The organism is Aestuariivivens sp. NBU2969 (assembly GCF_019931125.1).
Taxonomy (GTDB): domain Bacteria; phylum Bacteroidota; class Bacteroidia; order Flavobacteriales; family Flavobacteriaceae; genus Aestuariivivens; species Aestuariivivens marinum.
Map to the genome: position 1 here is coordinate 17,592 of NZ_JAIOUU010000026.1, position 17,431 is coordinate 35,022.

Annotated in this window: 13 protein-coding genes; all 13 read right to left on the bottom strand. The window is 35.3% G+C overall.

Features of this window, described 5'->3' with window-relative positions; translation table 11 throughout:
* Positions 1–246 precede the first annotated feature (246 nt).
* Complete coding sequence (locus K7G79_RS13450; protein WP_223552119.1) at positions 247–549, bottom strand: hypothetical protein; 303 nt, start codon at positions 547–549, stop codon at positions 247–249.
* 269 nt (positions 550–818) lie between these two features.
* Entirely contained in the window at positions 819–1,082 is a 264-nt protein-coding gene (locus K7G79_RS13455) for a hypothetical protein (RefSeq protein WP_223552120.1), read from the bottom strand.
* Positions 1,083–1,178: 96 nt separating this feature from the next.
* Positions 1,179–2,747: a hypothetical protein gene (locus tag K7G79_RS13460; RefSeq protein ID WP_223552121.1), complete on the bottom strand. Its 1,569-nt coding sequence runs from the start codon at positions 2,745–2,747 to the stop codon at positions 1,179–1,181.
* A 509-nt stretch (positions 2,748–3,256) separates the two neighbouring features.
* Positions 3,257–4,075, bottom strand: a complete 819-nt coding sequence (locus K7G79_RS13465) for a hypothetical protein (RefSeq protein ID WP_223552122.1) — start codon at positions 4,073–4,075, stop codon at positions 3,257–3,259.
* A 42-nt stretch (positions 4,076–4,117) separates the two neighbouring features.
* Positions 4,118–4,996, bottom strand: coding sequence for a hypothetical protein (locus K7G79_RS13470; protein WP_223552123.1), 879 nt, complete (start codon positions 4,994–4,996; stop codon positions 4,118–4,120).
* Positions 4,993–5,394, bottom strand: a complete 402-nt coding sequence (locus K7G79_RS13475) for a hypothetical protein (protein ID WP_223552124.1) — start codon at positions 5,392–5,394, stop codon at positions 4,993–4,995. The genes K7G79_RS13470 and K7G79_RS13475 overlap by 4 nt, the downstream gene beginning before the upstream one ends.
* Before the next feature lie 499 nt (positions 5,395–5,893).
* Entirely contained in the window at positions 5,894–6,724 is an 831-nt protein-coding gene (locus K7G79_RS13480; protein WP_223552125.1) for an amidohydrolase, read from the bottom strand.
* The gene (locus K7G79_RS13485) at positions 6,721–8,883 is read right to left on the bottom strand and encodes a GDSL-type esterase/lipase family protein (RefSeq protein WP_223552126.1); all 2,163 of its coding nucleotides are present in this window, start codon (positions 8,881–8,883) and stop codon (positions 6,721–6,723) included. The genes K7G79_RS13480 and K7G79_RS13485 overlap by 4 nt, the downstream gene beginning before the upstream one ends.
* Positions 8,870–10,300 carry a sulfatase-like hydrolase/transferase gene (locus K7G79_RS13490; protein WP_223552127.1) on the bottom strand — a complete coding sequence of 477 codons (1,431 nt, stop codon included), beginning with the start codon at positions 10,298–10,300 and terminating at the stop codon, positions 8,870–8,872. The genes K7G79_RS13485 and K7G79_RS13490 overlap by 14 nt, the downstream gene beginning before the upstream one ends.
* 249 nt (positions 10,301–10,549) lie before the next feature.
* Positions 10,550–11,227, bottom strand: coding sequence for an SGNH/GDSL hydrolase family protein (locus K7G79_RS13495; protein WP_223552128.1), 678 nt, complete (start codon positions 11,225–11,227; stop codon positions 10,550–10,552).
* Positions 11,217–13,598, bottom strand: coding sequence for an alpha-L-fucosidase (locus K7G79_RS13500; RefSeq protein ID WP_223552129.1), 2,382 nt, complete (start codon positions 13,596–13,598; stop codon positions 11,217–11,219). Before K7G79_RS13500 ends, K7G79_RS13495 begins: the two co-directional genes overlap by 11 nt.
* A gap of 16 nt (positions 13,599–13,614) precedes the next feature.
* On the bottom strand, positions 13,615–15,843 hold the full coding sequence (locus K7G79_RS13505) for an alpha-L-fucosidase (RefSeq protein ID WP_223552130.1): 2,229 nt from the start codon (positions 15,841–15,843) through the stop codon (positions 13,615–13,617).
* A 6-nt stretch (positions 15,844–15,849) separates the two neighbouring features.
* The gene (locus tag K7G79_RS13510) at positions 15,850–17,331 is read right to left on the bottom strand and encodes an alpha-L-fucosidase (RefSeq protein WP_223552131.1); all 1,482 of its coding nucleotides are present in this window, start codon (positions 17,329–17,331) and stop codon (positions 15,850–15,852) included.
* Between the last annotated feature and the right edge of the window lie 100 nt (positions 17,332–17,431).

Consider the following 17,431-nt stretch of genomic DNA (forward strand, 5'->3'; position numbering starts at 1 on the left):
TGAGTTCGATAGTGAAAAAACAAAAAAACAGATTTTTTTTGCTAAACTCAATTAGCTTTGGTAAAGAGAACTCAATGAATACAACAATAAACTTATTAGACAATATTATATCAAACTATGAAAATGATTACAAAGAAAATAAACAACATACCTTGAAAATTATTAGATTACAAAAGATATAATGCAGTATTTTAGCTGCTTTTAAGCACAATGATACGCTTATTAATGAATGTAGCACTCATAACTCTAGTTAAAACAAGGACTTTCAGATTTTCGAAAACTATTATCACTTGTTATAATACCAGTATATTTATTATCACTAGAAGAAGTTATTGTGATAATATCACAAGATCTTGAAAGTGCCGCTAGCCTATCATATTCAGCCTTTGAAATACAATACCAAGTTTTACTGCTTGTATCACTGCAAACTGCACTTAAACCTACTTGATATCTTTCGTTTTTTGTTAGTTGACTGCCTATGTCTGCAATATCTTCAGCATCGCAATTAAACATCATAAAAATCAATAGAATTAAAAATGATTTTTTCATAATTAATGTATTTAACGTATAAATGTTTCTTTTTAGAGGAGATAGTTTCTTAATCTCTTGCTTTATGTTTCATTTACAGTACTAAATTTAAACTTAACAAATAAGAGTAGTATCCCAGATAATATTCTATAGAGAAATTCGGATAATTTAAGAATTCCAAAAAATTAGTGTGCGTGATTATACCATTGAAATGACTCAAGTTGTTTTGAGATTGCAAAGGAATAATAAGATGACATCCTATCATAAGAGTTATTAAAAGCGAAACAAACTTAACTTTTGTTTTTGCCGCCAAGGATGGCAAGGAATGCTCCTATAGTAATTAATAAAGTAATAATCCCAATCAAACAAAGGCCGACAACGATAACCCCACCCTCGAAAGCATCCGGAGGAGGGGTAACACCTTCAATTGATTGCCTAATTCCTTCAACAACATGGGCAAAACCAAACATTAACCCAAATGCGCTAATCGGTAAGGAAATAATTAAAATAATAAAATTAAACCAAAAAGGAAATTTTAAAAACGGATTCTTCATGATCCACAAATGTAATTAGAGCTACAAAAACAGGAAATGATATTGGTCAGTCATGAGGTATTATTGCACCGCCCTAGTGTCTTTGGTTATTTACTTTCAATCTAAAATTACGATATTATTTGACACTGAATTGCCTTTAAATATTAATTTAGAAATGTAAATCCCAGTTTTTATTTTGTTTCCATTACAATCATATTCATCCCAATCTATTTTATGCTTCCCTATATTTTTATTTGTAATTTCAAACCTTTTAACAAGTTGACCAAATAAGTTATAAACTTCTATTAGAACGTTTCCCTTGGATGGGATTTCAAAATATAGTGTTGTGGTATTACTATTTTTGATGGGTGTTTTTTGATTTAGTTTTAATTGTCTTTGGTTATTTTCATTTTCAAAGGAGAATTTCCAAACATCATTATCTACATTTAAATAATTGAAAGGATCAAAGAAATTAAATGTTTCTCTGTCGCCACCAAAACTAAAAATCATATCTGAATTATTTCCTTCTCCCTCAACGACAACGGTATCAAAATCATATTTTATTTCTGAAGGATTATTAGCATTCCAGGGTGAATCACTAACTTTTTTCCAAATACTACCATTATTACTGGTCCATACATCCATTGGGTTTGCAGGATTTATACCATTATCTGGGCCAAGTCCGAAACCTCCAAACAGAATAAATCTGTTTTGTGCTACCACAACTTGATGTCCAGGTCTTGCAACCCATGGAGCATTATCAGTAACTAATTCCCAGTCTATTCCATTTTGTGTTCGCCAAACATCATTAAAATATGGAGGGTCAAGACATGGTGGTTGTTGGGTTGGAGGATAATTTGGATTGAAAGGACAGGTAAATCCTTCTTCACCACCAATCATGTACATGTAGTTGTCTTTAACTACTGCAATCCCCCCAGCTCTTTCGGCCCAAGGTGCATGCTCAGTAACTAATTCCCAGTCTATTCCATCTGTTGATTTCCATACATCATTGTAATAAATTCTTGTAGGGCCTTGAGGTGTAATCGAAGAATCATCATTAACAGAACCGCCCATGACATAAATTTCATTTTTAAAAACAACTGCACTTAATCCAGCACGAGCACTCCATCCGGCATTCTCCGTCATATTAGTCCAATTTACGCCATCTTCACTACGCCAAACGTCATTAAAAAAATCAGATTGAGAGTAAAAAGGAGGTAAATTTGGAATGCCTGGATTTTGAACTATGTTAAAATTTTGACCACCAATGATATACATGAAGTCTCCTTTGCTAACAGCCTGAAAATAAGCTCGAGCAGGCCAATGCGAATTATCATTGGTTTGAAGAATATTTTCCCATGAATTACCATAATTTTCACTTTTCCAAACATCGCCCCAAATTATACTGGCTCCAGGAACAGGAAATGGTAAAGCCGCTGGATTTAAAGGCGTTCTTCCTCCGAATAAAAAAAATTGATTTTGATGATTTAAAACTTTAAGTCCAGCTCTTGGGCTCCAATTCGCATTATTGTTTACTTCTTCCCAAGTCCAGTGCTTTAAATTATTTCTATTATTGCCATTATTGCTTCTTCTTTGAGCATGTAAAGAAAAACAGAATACAATTAGTAAACATAAAAAAATTGATTCTAAATTTAGTAGGCTTCTTTTAAAAACAGATCTTTTCATTGATAATGATTTTAAAAAGTAGATAAGTTTAAAAGAAATGAAACAACATTAAATTAAATAAAATTATTTTAAAAAAAACTTTAATTAGACCAAGGGTAAGTAAATTTGATTAAATGTAACTTAAACACCATATGTAATTATTACCAACAATTAATTTTAATGTCTTTGGCAACATAATTATTAAGAAAAATTCTTTCTCCAAAAATAATTGCATGATTTTTCAAGTGTCATGTAGCCTTCCGAAATTTTCATGCAGTACTAAGAGCTATTAGTGTAGGGTGTTTTGACCACTATTTTTTGATAATTCCATTTTAACAATTTAAACATAAGTATTTACAGAGCTTAAAAACATGCGGAAAAAATATTTGTGTCTTTCATAAGTTTTCCTTAATTCACGCTTATGCTTTCTTAATTCACTGCACATGAAATTTGGGATGCATGCACATGCCTTTATTCGGTCCTAGATTAGCTCGGTTGTTAGCTCCTGAAAACTGTTTTGAAGTATCTATTTACAGTATGATGTCACTATTAAGCCAGTGCTGTAAGAGGAGATCATTATTTGATATAGCAACAATATGGAATTTTGAAAAACTTTTAAAAACCCGAGAAGCTTCTAGAGGTTCCATGCAAACCAATCCCGGTGAAAGGTAGTTAGAGTGTATCAGAAACAATTGTCCCTGACGTTTAAGAAGATAACCAACATGCCCCTTGTCAAAACCAATAAAGTAGAGTCCCTCGGTTGTCAGTCGATCAATATTCACAAATGCTTTTGTGTCACTATCTTGATCTATGCTATGAATGGTCAATCCACAACTGATAACCTTGGCCTCGTCAATAGGTGATTTTTGAGCTAATTTATAGCGGTTTAGTTTTATCCCCATATCGCGTAACGTTGTAGAAATAAAATACCCGCAGGCAATCTCACCTTGATTAGGTACAGCTGTATGGCCCCCAAAACTCCATGGAGTACCATACCAATATGGAATAATCCTATCTACTAAATGATTGGTAAATTCAATTTTTATCTGGTCAAAAGAAATGTCACCCTTTTTATATCTTTCGTTTAAATTTTTCCGAAGCTCATGAATATCTGCCTTGGCAGAAGCATAGGTTGCATCCGGATCGGTTTTGGCAGCTAATGATTTGGCTTTAAAGAGAGTCTTAGCCCTTTCTTTAACGATACTGTGTTCCATAGCTAATCCTACTGTAGGTGGGCATTGGTTATTGGGGCCAAAAAGAAATAACAGAGAAAATAATAATATCATCCTTTTTAATAATTGAATTTTGTCTTCAGTGTCACAAACGCACAAATTGAAGACAAATTTCATCAAGAATGTTAAAATTTTCTGGGTCTAAGGGTTCTAATACTTTTAAATACTAAGGTTGACCCCCCACCATACCTCATAATCATTAGGGTTTAGCGGTCTATAACTCTGAAATCCCTGGTCGGCTATTCGTAAGCCAATAATTTTATTTTTTTCATCACGTACATAGCCCATGAAAATGAAGGAGTGTCCATAGGGATCAAAATCTTTATCGCTTGTGCCATTTACAACCATTTCATAATCCAATCGGTATCTCCACACTTGCAACATGGCTCCCGGGTTGAGTTTTCCTTGCCATATTCCCAAACTATCAACCAGTGCACCCATACCGGCATAGGCAATGGCCCCGGCATTGCCTCTGCCTCGATATTCAATAGGTAAGGTTTGCCACCCTATATGGGTGCCTGAAGCAGAAAAATAAAGAAAATCGAATACCTCTTTCGGCGTATAGTAAGGTGTTGCTATACTACCGGGTAGGTCTTCATACACCGAATGTCCATAAACATCCTTATACGCTTTTTCAAAACGAGTTTTACTTACTATAAGGCAATGGCCTCCCGGTTCCTTGTTTTTACTATTTAGATAATTTTCTACAATCCTAATGGCAACAGGGCTTTTAGGCTCCGTATAAGAAATCATTCGGTGTTCCTTATTATTGATATTTCGTGAAGTAATTTGAAGTCTCTTATTCTCTTTAACCGTTTGTCCTAAGGTGTCTGTTGGATGTAATACCCAATACGCATTGGTTTCTGGAACCACCGAATTCCCTTCATTAGTATTAAGGGTAGATTTATTATTGCCAATGTCTTGTATAAATTTATGATCCGACCTGTGTTTTACTTTTTCCTCATTAGGTTTTGCAATAGAAGCACACCCCAAAAGAACCATGCTTAAAAGAAATACAAATTGAAATTGAGTATTCATTTTTCTATACTTCGATGTTTCATTAATCTTTTTCTCTTGAAATGACTCATAATAAAAAGGACTCCAACGATAGCGAAAGGAATGGTAATGGTAAGAATAATGCCCAAACTCATAAAAATAGAATGGTTCATTCTATAATTATGTGAAAACACCACAGGGCTTAAACCTAAACCTATTATCATAAATACTATACCCCCAATGAATTCTTTTTTCCACGCTAAAATGAGTAGGGCTATTAAAATAAATGAAGGTATAAGATGAATTAAGAACCCCCCAATTTGCTTCCAAAACGACAATCCGGGCGAAAAGGCATCCAAAGCAAACAAGCTAATAAATAAAATGGCTATTATACAAAGCATGCGGGGCGTCCAATACCATATTTTTATATTATTTTTCATGATGATGTGTTAGATGAAAAATAAATATAATACTATAAGTATCAATACACTATGAGAAAAATCAGTTAAACGCTAATTGTTATCCAAAGTAAGTCAACCCAGACCTCTGAAATTATACAGTTCTTAAAGCGCACTGTGTTAATACATTTAAAAAACCTATTCTTTTAACCTAATAAAAGGGATTAACCGTTAAACAATAAGTATTCCCCTAAAATTACATCCTCAATTTTTTGCGTTCATTTATTTTACTTTTTATGCTATAAAAACTTTCCAAAAACAATGACAACATCACTTGATATTTACTTTAGTCTCATTCTATAGTTAAATAATGCTTTTTAAAACACCTTCTTTATTAGCTTTTGCACTTTTGAAAATGAGGTGACAATGCCTCTAATTATTTTAAATCAAGGTAAATATTCGATTGTTTGACAGGAATGATGAGCTAAAAAAAAATCAAAGCTTACTTGACCCTAAAGAACAAAGTGCTTTAATTTAGGTGTTAAGAATTTAAGTTATAAAAGCGCACCGCATTTTGTCCCATTATTTTTGACTGTTCTTCTACTGAAAAACTTTTTACATATTCATTTACAATATTTAATTGCTGTTCGTATTGTGCAGCCAACAAACATACGGGCCAATCTGAACCATAAAGTACCCTGTCTGTACCAAAGGTCTCAAAAATAACGTCTATGTAAGCCTTAAAATCTGAAGTTTTCCAGTCTTTCCAATCGGCTTCGGTAACCATGCCCGAAACTTTGCAATACACATTATCTGCTTTAGCCAATTCTTTTATATCGGCTTGCCAATCATCTATTTTTCCATCTTTTATATAGGGTTTGGCAATATGATCGACCACAAATTTTTGATTTGGAAATTTATTTACCAAAATCATTGTGGCTTTTAATTGTGGTGGAAACACCAAAATATCGTAAGTTAGATTAAACTTCTCCAATTTTGAAATGCCATTTTGAAAGGCTTTGCCCAGCATAAAATCATTGGCTTCAGCCTGAACAATGTGCCGTACACCTTTAAATGATTTACTTTGTGAAAAATACGCTAAACGATCTTCTACCTTCTCTGACCTTAAATCTACCCATCCTACAATGCCTTTTATAAACGGATTTTGTGCGGCACAGGAAAGCAAAAAATTGGTTTCTGTTTCACTTTGGTCTGCCTGAACGGCTACACAACCATCTATGCTATTCGATTTTAAAATTGGGGCTAAATCTTTTGGCAAAAAATCCCTTCGGATGACTGCCATAGAGTCGTCTATCCAGGCATCGCGTACCGGATCGTAAATCCAAAAATGTTGGTGTGCGTCTATTCTCATGGTTTTATTATTAATTCATTATATTTTTTTCTTATAAAATTTCCCCAAACATAATAACCCTCTGGTTTCAAATGTATTCCATCACCGCTATAATAATCTGGGTTTAAATTACCATTTTCATCTGAAAAAACCTTAACCATATTGTAATAATGAACCGCTTTTTTTTCACCTAAATGTTTAATGGACTCATGAATGGCATCATGTTTTTTACGTCGATCTGAATGCTTATCCAAGCCTGTTGGTAAAAGACCGAAAAATAAAATTTCAGAGTCTGGAAAAGTAGTTTCCATCAACTCGACCACTTTAATAATACCAGCACTAATTTCATTGGCACTATTATACGCAAAATTGTTGACTCCTATGGCCAGGGTCACCAATTTGGGTTGGTTAACATTATAGTTACCTTTTTGCAAACGCCAAAGCACATGTTCTGTCCTATCGCCAGAAATACCGCCACTTATATATTTTAAGCCTTTAAAGTGAATTTCTGACGCTACTTTACCAGGATTATAAGTCGTTAAGGTTCTGCCACCGCCCCAGCCTTGGGTAATGGAGTTTCCTATAAGTAAAATATCTAAATTTTTAGTAATTCTACACAACGAATCTATATCTGACATTTGGTACCACCACCCTTTGCCTTGTTTCCATCCGGCTCCAGAACGGTATTCGGAGGAAGGTGAAGGTACTATTGCAAAATTTATTTTTCTATTGGTAGCCCTTAATATGAAATCGACTATGGGTGTTGGATTTTCCAAACTGTGTGGATGGTGTTGCACCCCTGCTTTATAAATGGTAATAATATTGCCTCCTGCATCTGTAATTTTTTCCTCAAATGGTCGTGTGTTTTCATCAACAGGAACAATGGTATCCGCCTCTCCACAAACATGCATCATAGGAAATCCAGCTTTGGCAATGGCTTCTGCATAGTGTATTGGGTTTTCTTTAAAGTTAATAAGCTTATCTTCTGAAATAATATGATATGCTTCCCTAAAACGTTCCCAATCACTAAGACTGCCCTTTCCCTCTCCCATGCCTCCGGGCCAACTTGCGCCGTCCAATACAGGGGCATCTGCATAAACACATGCTACTTTTTCTGGATTTTCAACTGCCCAATTGTAGACTATTAATCCGCCACGACTCATACCTTCCAACACTACTTTTTTTGAAAAGCCGTTTTCTGTCATAAAATCGTAAAAGCCGTTCCATCTTTTTACTGCTTCAGAGTTACCAAACAGATTAGCGACATCGCAATAAGCAATATGAAAGCCTCGTTCCAGTAAGGCAATATCTGTTTGTGGTTCATGCCCCCAAAATCGGGCCCGTATTACCCAAGGTTTACCTTCTGCTACACGTTTTGGTTCAACAACTTTACAATACGTACCCTTATAAAGAAAATCATTTTGCACAAAACCATGGAAACTACTTTGCTTTATATCTTGACCCTTTGAAACATTAAACAGTTTTGTTTCTTCTTGGGATTTAAATGTGACATCTTCATAAACTCGTCTTGCCATACGTGTAGCACCCAAAGATGATGGATGGACTGTATCTGGAAGCAATTGGGGTGCATCTATAAATAACTGATACAGATCCAACACTTCACTTTGAGTATCGAATGCTACTTTTTGGGTTAATGGAATAATTTGTTCCTTAATAACTGGGTTCCATATAGAACTGGAATCTTTAGTAAAAGCAGGTACAGGTAGCAATAATACAACACGTACATTTTTATTCTTTTGTTTAAAGGATTCTATAAGGTTCTTGTAATCTTTTTCAAAATCGGTATCTAAATAAATCCTGTTATGGACTTTGCTATCGTTTGTCCCCAGTTTTATATAAACCACATCTGGCACAAAGGCTAAGGCTTCCTGATACTTATCGGATGCCCAATAGGGATAATCGCCTTTTTTAAGAAGGGTGTTACCACTTACTCCAAAATTTTTAACTTCATAATCATCACCCAACAAGTTTTGTAATTGCTGGGGATAATTATTATTTTCACGATTGGCCACACCATAACCATAAGTAATGCTATCTCCAATACAAGCTATTTTAATGGTATGGTCTATTTCCTTGCACCCTAGACAGGTAATAAAAAATAACCATAGGCTTATCTGTTTTAAGTTAATATGGTCAATATCCATTTTATAATTTATCATACATTTTTGTTAAGTCTAATGGATCTCCCATTTCTCTTTGCATTGCCAACAAATCTTTGAAAAGTGCTTTTAAAGTATTTGCATTTTCTTTGATTGACGCTAAATTATTTAGTTCCAATGGGTCTTTTTCTAAGTTATATAGCAATGCCTGCTGCGTTCTTGGATAAACGATTAATTTGTAGTTACCCTTTCTAATCATGCGTTGAGAACGCTTTTCATAAGTCCCATAAATGGCATTGTAATTTCCTTGATCAGTTTTACCTTTAGCCAAATCCAAAAAGCTGTTGAATGTTATATAATCTGGCTTCTCAACCCCCGCTAACTCCAATGCCGAGGCCATAATATCTTGTAAGTATACATCGGTATTTACTTTATTCCCCTTAGGAATATCAGGACCAACTACTATAAGTGGTACCCTTATACTATGGTCGTACATGCTTTGTTTTCCCATGAGGCCATGTTCTCCAACAGCTAATCCGTGGTCTGATGTAAAGAAAATGTAAGTGTTGTCTTTTAGACCACGTTGTTCCAAAGCATTTAAAATATCTCGTATCTGATGGTCCAAATGTGTTGTTATGGCATAATACTCCTGTCTATTTACTTTAACGGCATATTCCGTTCTTGGGAAAGGTGCTAATTTTTCATCCCTTAAATTTTGGTCAGCTCCCATAGTTTCAGCATAGGGGTGTTCTGGCATAAAACTTTCAGGAATAGCAATACTATCCAACGCATACATATCGACATACTTTTTAGGTGATTGCCTTGGGTCATGTGGGGCATTAAAGGCCACATACATAAAAAATGGTTGTTGCTTTTGTGCTGCACTATCTATAAACGCCACTGCATCATCCTTTACAAGTTCACTCCAATGCTTTCCTCCTTTCCAATAACCTCCAAATTCTTTCTTCCAAGGTTTCCAAAGTGTATCGTTTTCATTTTGGGGCCGATTATACCCCTCTGGTGTATCAAAAGGCATACCGCGTAACACATGGCCTATATGATTAAAAACCGAATCGGGTTTTGCTTCAACGTGCCATTTACCCGTTATATAAGTATCGTAACCCTTAGTCTGCATTAACCTAGGCCACGTTTTATCTAAATCATCATTCTTTGAATAATTAGCTGATATTTTTTGCGCATTCCATATAGATTGTCCACTAATTAGCATTGCCCTGGAAGCAACACAAACAGCACCATTCCACCCACCCATGTTATAGGCATGGGTAAAAGTTGTTCCCTCATTTACCAACCTATCCATAGCAGGTGTAATAATTTCCTTATTGCCCAAAGCATGTAAGGCTTTAAAACTTTGATCATCGGTAAACAGAAAGAGTATGTTGGGTTTGGCTGGTTCTTCCTTTTGATCTTGACAAGATATGAAGCAAGTCAACAATAATATTAATATATACTTATTCATAACTGATCTATTTTCTTTTATACATTCTTATTATTTTAGTCAAAATCCCTTCTTTAACATTTTATCTTGTTTGTAAATTTTGGTTTATAAAATAACTAAAACAATGTTTGCCAAAGGCCCTCTTTTAACCCTAAAGCAATAACATTACTATTAGGGCTAAATAATTGAACACCTGCCATGAACATTTGAATTAATAATAAACCTCCCAGATATTATTTACTTTATTCACAGCATACCTAATTATTATTTTTAAAAAGATTTTATTTGATTCAATAAAACATCAGATATTATTTCACCCAATTTTGCATAGCCTTGTTTGGTATAATGTACATCATGTGTTCCTATTCCATACTTATTATGAATTTTTTTTGATGCTTTGTAAATATCAATAACCATCACACCGTACTTCTTCATAACTGCTTTAGCAGCCTTATTGTATTTTTTAGCATCAATAGCATGTCTTCCTACTTCTTCCTTCGGAACATAGCTTGTTGATACAAATATTAACTTGGCACTCGATTTTTCTTTAATTTTTCTTACGATTGTATCTAAATTAGAAGCATATGTTTCTAACGAAAAGGTTACTGTTCCTTTTGTTTTATCCCTATTACCATAAACTTTAGAATCTGGATGCCTATAACACAAATCCCATAAGCCCCAATTAAACTGAATGATATCCCAGTGTCCTTCACCAATCCACTTATCAATATTTTTTAACCCTGTGCCTGTATGTTGTGCATTACCGGGATTATGCTCTACAAAGGCTTTTGTATTTAACCGTTGCTTTACAAAGGGGGTGTAACCAATAGAAATGGAATCTCCTATAATTAAAATCCTTAGTGTTTTATTTGAAAATCCGCTAACCGTCAATACAAGAGCCAGCAAAAACACCAATGCAATTTTACCATGGTTAACTTTATTCAACATAAAAAGCACTTAAGTTTTTTATTTGCGGTTCTCTAAGGGCCGTTACTATTTTTAATCTAATTCGGTTTGTTTTAACAGTTTTAAACCGTTCAATGCGCTTGTGGCCTATACTTTCTCCTTCGCATATAACCAGCCATTTTCCATTAACAAAAGCTTCAATTTTATAAACATGAACTCGCTCTCCTTTACTAATGGTTTCCTGAATAATGATATGATTGATATTTGTTGGCTTCTTAAATTTTAAAGATACAACATTCCCAGTTCCAGAAGTTGAAGCTAATGGTGTATCAAATCGCCTTTTAATCTCATCTCCCCATTCTTTTAATCGCTTAACATCGGGCTCGGGCAATAAGCCATCCGGATTGGGTGTTAATCCCATGATAAGGGTTGAATTTCTACCAACAGATTTGTAATACATATCCATTAAATTCTTCAAAGGGAAAATATGGGCTTCATCGGCTGGTTCCCAAAACCATTCATGGCGACCATTGTAACCTCGTAAAGGAGCATCGGCCATAGCCGGCACCCAATATTTGCCTTTTGGATCACCTTCTTTGAGTAACTGAAAATTATTGGCTGCTATATTCTTCTTTGCACTTTCACCAGCGCCAGTAGCATTATATGGAAATGTTGCCCAACAGGGATCTCCTACTGTTCCAGATTCCGATCCGCCCCAACGGGCTTCAGCCAACTGACCATTATGATAGAACAAACAGTCTGGTTGATATTGTCTCACTATGGGCAATACATCAGGCGCTCCATTATTGGGATGATCGGCACCTCCATCAAACCAAATCTCAAAAAGCTCACCATAATTGGTACAGATTTCCTTTACCATCCCTTCAACCATTTGGTTATACCATTTCTGACGGTTTCTCCTGAACTCTCCTTCTCCGTTAACCTTAAAGTCATGAACGCCCATAAATGAATTCCAACGAATGCCTAAATAGATGCCCGGCTTTATACCATACTTTCTACAGGAAGCCACAAAATCGGCTACAATATCGCCTTTACCATCACGCCAATTTACTGCTTTTAGGCAATAAGGGTTTACCTTAGATTGGTATAAAGCAAACCCTGTCTCATGTGTTACCGTTAAGATGGCAAACTTGGCCCCTGCATCTTTGGCTGCTTTAACCCATTGATCTGTATCTAATTGTTTAGGGTTAAATATCTGATAATTGGTAATAGGATCAATCCTGTTATGGCCCTGGGCATACTTTTTGCCGTCAAATACATGTAAATCATAATGAAACACTACTCCTATTTCAGCCTCTTGCCAAGCTAATTGCCGGCTATTTGGTTTGGGAAATACTTCTTTTTCTATAGGAATAAAAATGCTATACGATTCATCTCCCTTTTTAACAGCCAAACTAAGTACTTTAGGTTCTCCTTTTTCATGATAAATAAAAGGACGCTCCAAACGATCCGGAACCAATATGGAACCATCGTCCATTTTTACCTTTTTCGTCATAAGCACATGCTCATTGCTCTTTTCCCAGTTAACACCATCTACTGATGTTATCATACCTATATAATTATGTGCATGGAACACACCATAAAATCGCTGTCGATTAGCATCGTACCAAACAGACATATCTTCAGTATCGATATAATCAATTACGGGTTTTTCCTGAATTTTAAAGGGTCCTATCGGTGATTTGGAAACAGCTACCGCTTGGTTTCTAATAAACCGTGTTTCATTAGGTTTATCACCTTTAAGCACCAAATAATAATTACCTTTTTTATCTTTATCAATAGCAGGGTTAACCGTTAAGGTTGTTATAGGTCCTGATGGTTCTATTAAAGGGTTGTCAATGCGCTCCCAAGGTCCATTTATTGAATTTGCAACGGCCACGCCAGTACGTTGATTGGGTCGTAAAATTTTCCAATTGGGGTGACTATATCCAACATGAGCGGTTTCAATAAGTTCTTCTTCTGTAAAACTTTTATCACCTAAATTAGTAGCGATGTAATACAAATAATATTTCCCTTCAAAATATTTAATTTTTGGATTATGTGCGGTGATGGCATCCCATCGGTTATTTCGTGTACCTTTTAAAGCAGTCCCTGCATATTTCCATGGCCCTGATGGACTTTTTGATGTGGCATGGGCAATTTCTGAGTGTGTTAACCAACCTGTAAATCCATATTCTTTTTTCCACCTAGAATAGAATAAATGATATTTGCCATCCATCCCTTTAATAATGGATGTCCCCCAGTTATAATATCCTTCTGTTTTGAAAATATTATTGGGGCTAATCGATTTAAAATTGTCATAAAGTTTTAAGTTATCAGTATTATTTTGGGCCTGGGTCAAATACCAAAACAACCCTAGGATAAAAAAAATACAGTATTTAAAATACTTCATGAAATTAACTGTTTAGTTATTCAAAAAAATCAATCTCGGCGATAGCAGCTGTTTTTTTGCCTCCTGCAATAGTCTTAGTCTCAATTCTAACATAACGTGTCGTTAGGGCTTCCTTAAAATAGTGTGTTCGTGGGGTTGGGTCATTTATGAGATTCCCAAACTCAAAAATTTCAAATGGTTTCCATATTATAGCATCATCACTGATTAATATAGCTCCTTGTTCAATCATGCCATCAAAATTATTTTTTGGAGGCGTATACGAAAAGGCACTAATTGTTTTCACAGCTCCTAAATCTATATTTAAATGATGTTTAGAACCTGTTGCTTTAGATTGCCAATAGGTATTTGGATCTTCGTCAAATGCATTGGTATCAATATGTTCTGGTATAAAACTGTCGCTTGCTAAACTTTTCCAATTTATCTTTAAAATACCAAAAACCTGTGATGTTATACTGCCTTGTTCATCCTTATCAAAAGCAACGGCTTTTACTTCTGTTGAAGCGATAATTTCAGGTTCATTGAATCGTTTAGACATTTTTGTTGGCTTGGTGCCATCTGTTGTATAACGGATTTCAAAACCTAAGTTCAAATTACTTATAGCATCTTCGCCATGAGGTTTCCAACCAAACTCATGCCTTTTAGGAGCAATATTGAGTTCCCCTGAAATATCTCTGGAAATTGTTAATTGTGGTGGTCGCGTTTTATAATAATGAGCTGAAACATTTGAAACTGCAGGAACAAATCGTGATGCCGTAACACGAATTCTAAATTTGTTGGAAGTCACCTCCTTAAAACGTAAGATGCGCTTATATCCTACATTGGTTGCATGAGCAACTTCTTTCCAAGCATTATCTATCCATGCATCAAGCACATGTGCCTCAATGCGTTCACCATGTGTGGTTATGGCTTCCTGAAGCATCAATCGGTTAATGGTGACGGGTTGCTTCGTAGAAATAATAATTTCATTTGAATTATCTAGCAATTCATAACTTTCAATATCTCCATCCAAAACCTTTTCAGGTCCTGTTGCCCCTTCAAACAAATTAGTAGTGTAGGTTGATTCAATGCGCTTGCCCACTTCACTTAAAACTTGAACATCTTCATCTGAAAACTTACCATGCCTGTTGGGCGGAATATTTAATAAAAAGGTTGAATTGCCGCCAACAGAACGTTCATAAATATCAAACACATCGTCTGCACTGCGTACTTTCTGTTTATCTTCGTCCCTATAAAACCAACCTTCACGAATAGAAGTATCGGTTTCCGCCTGTTGGTAATGCAAAAATTTAGCCTCGTAAAGCTTTTTCCTGCTTGCTATATCCTCCTCTGTAATATCTGCAAAACTGTTCATTTTATGAGGATTATTTTGATAAGGAATTACATTCCACTCAGTATCCCTTGTAGCTCCAGATTCGTTACCGCACCAACGTATGTCCTGCTTACCAAAGATAACGGCTTGTGGAGCCAGTGTTGCTATTAGCTCTTTCCAGGCCAGATAATTATATTTTTGCCCGCCTTTACGTTTAGGATGAGCTCCATCAAACCAAACTTCATGGATGGTACCATACTCAGTAAGCAACTCAAACAACTGATTTAAAAAATACTCATTATAGTCGTCAACATTAAAGTTAAAAGTGGTTTTGTTTTCAAACGGACGCCCTTCAACAACCCTTGGAATGGTTCTGTCTGTATATTTGCTTAAATTACCATATAGTCCTTCTTCATTTTCAATTTGATATAGATCGGCGGGAGATAGGTAAACCCCTAATTTTAAACCATGTTTTTGACAGGACTCCGATAGTTCTTTCAAAATATCTCCCTTACCTTCTTTATAAGGTGACGACATAATGCCATGTTTGGTATACCGACTCTGCCAAAGCACAAAACCATCGTGATGCTTTACTGTGATAATAACCATTTTCATTCCTGCATTTTTCATAACCTGGCACCACTGATTGGTATCCAAGGTTTTTAAATCAAAAATTTTTGGGTCTTCCATACCGTTGCCCCATTCCATTCTAGTAAAAGTATTAGGTCCAAAATGGATAAAAGCTATAAACTCATTTTTTAACGCTTCGTATTGATTTTTTGTTGGAATTATATGAGCTGCCTTTAATATGATGGAATCTCTGGAATCAGTTTCAGTTACTTCAATTGTGTTGCTTGTTGGTAGTACTAGACCATTATCCGTTTTACAAGAAATAAATATTGTTAATACAATATATAAACTATATAACTTGTTCATAAATACTTAGTTTTTTGTTATTTTAATGGTATAGGCATAGCTATCCGTTTCTTTCATTCTATTAGGCTGATACACTGGAAGGGTTATAACAAAATCTTTACCCGCTTGTTTGCCCAATAAGGTCTCCCCAGTAGCCAAAAATGTTATTTTGGTATTCTTTGAAGGCTTATAATTCCTAATAGTAATTTCTGAATTCCATTTAGGCATAATTACAAAATAGGCTTTATTATTTTGTGTAAAGAACAACTCTTTTACTGCATAACCTGGCTCAGGATCAACGGTTTGTTTTAAAATAACATCTCCTCCCAAATAATGCTGTTTAGGAATATAATTCTTTTTCCCTTTTAATGACCATTGAAATGAATGGTTCCATGGTCGTGTTCCATAAATTGCTTCACCATTGGTTTCCAGCCAGCTTCCTATTTGCAATAAGCGTTCTTGCATAATTACAGGTATTCTTCCTCTAGCATCAGGTCCTATATCCAATAATAAATTCCCACCCGTACTTACAATATTTACCAATGTTAACACCAACGCTTTAGGAGAATTATAGTCCTGTGCATCTTCATTGCGATTATACCCAAATGAAAATCCCATACCGCGACATTCTTCCCAAGGTTTATCAAACTCGGGCGTTTCCGCTTCATATTCTGTGGTAAAGTAACCTCCATGATGTTTTCTAATGCCCTTTCCCCATCTGTCATTAATAACAATGCTATCTTTTACATTGGATTCATTGAACAGCCAAGCTAAAAGTTCCTTAGATTTCCATTTATCAGCTTCCATATCCCACTCACCATCGGCCCATAATACATCTGGATTGTATTTAGTTACCAGATCTTTTACTTGGGGAATAAAATGTTCATCCACAAAACGTTCCTTATCATTTTGCCACCACGGATGGTACCATTCATAAAGTGAATAATATAAGCCCATTTTTACATTGGTTTTCTTAACAGCTTCCGTTAATTCTCCTACTAAATCCCTTTTAGACCCAACATCCATACTATTCCATGCAAACCCCCTGTCATTGGCCTGTTCGTTAGGCCAAAGTGTGTATCCGTCGTGGTGTTTAGAAGTTAATACAATATATTTTGCTCCCGCTTTTTTAAAGAGTTGTGCCCAATCATCAGGCTTAAACAAATCGGCTTTAAACATCTCACCAAACTCATAATAACTAAAATGGGGCCCATAGGTTTGTTTGTGATAAGCCGTTACTTCATCGCCATTAAAGTTGCCATTACCAAAAAGGGATTTGCTTTGCATCCAATACTGATACCACTCAGAGTATGTCCCTTTAGGTGACCACGCTGGTACAGAATAAGGTCCCCAATGGATAAATATCCCAAACTTAGCATCCTCGAACCAACTTGGTATTGGTCTTGAATCTAAAGACTCCCATGTTGGCTCATAAATTTTATTTTGTGCCCCGCATAAAAAAACACTTATAGATAGGGCCAGAACGACGATATATTGATAGTATTTCATTTAATTATTTTGAGTTATTAAGTTACGTTCTGTTTTATTTGATTCCAATATATAGGTTTTTTATTAATCATTCTCATAATGGAATTGTGCCAAATATTTT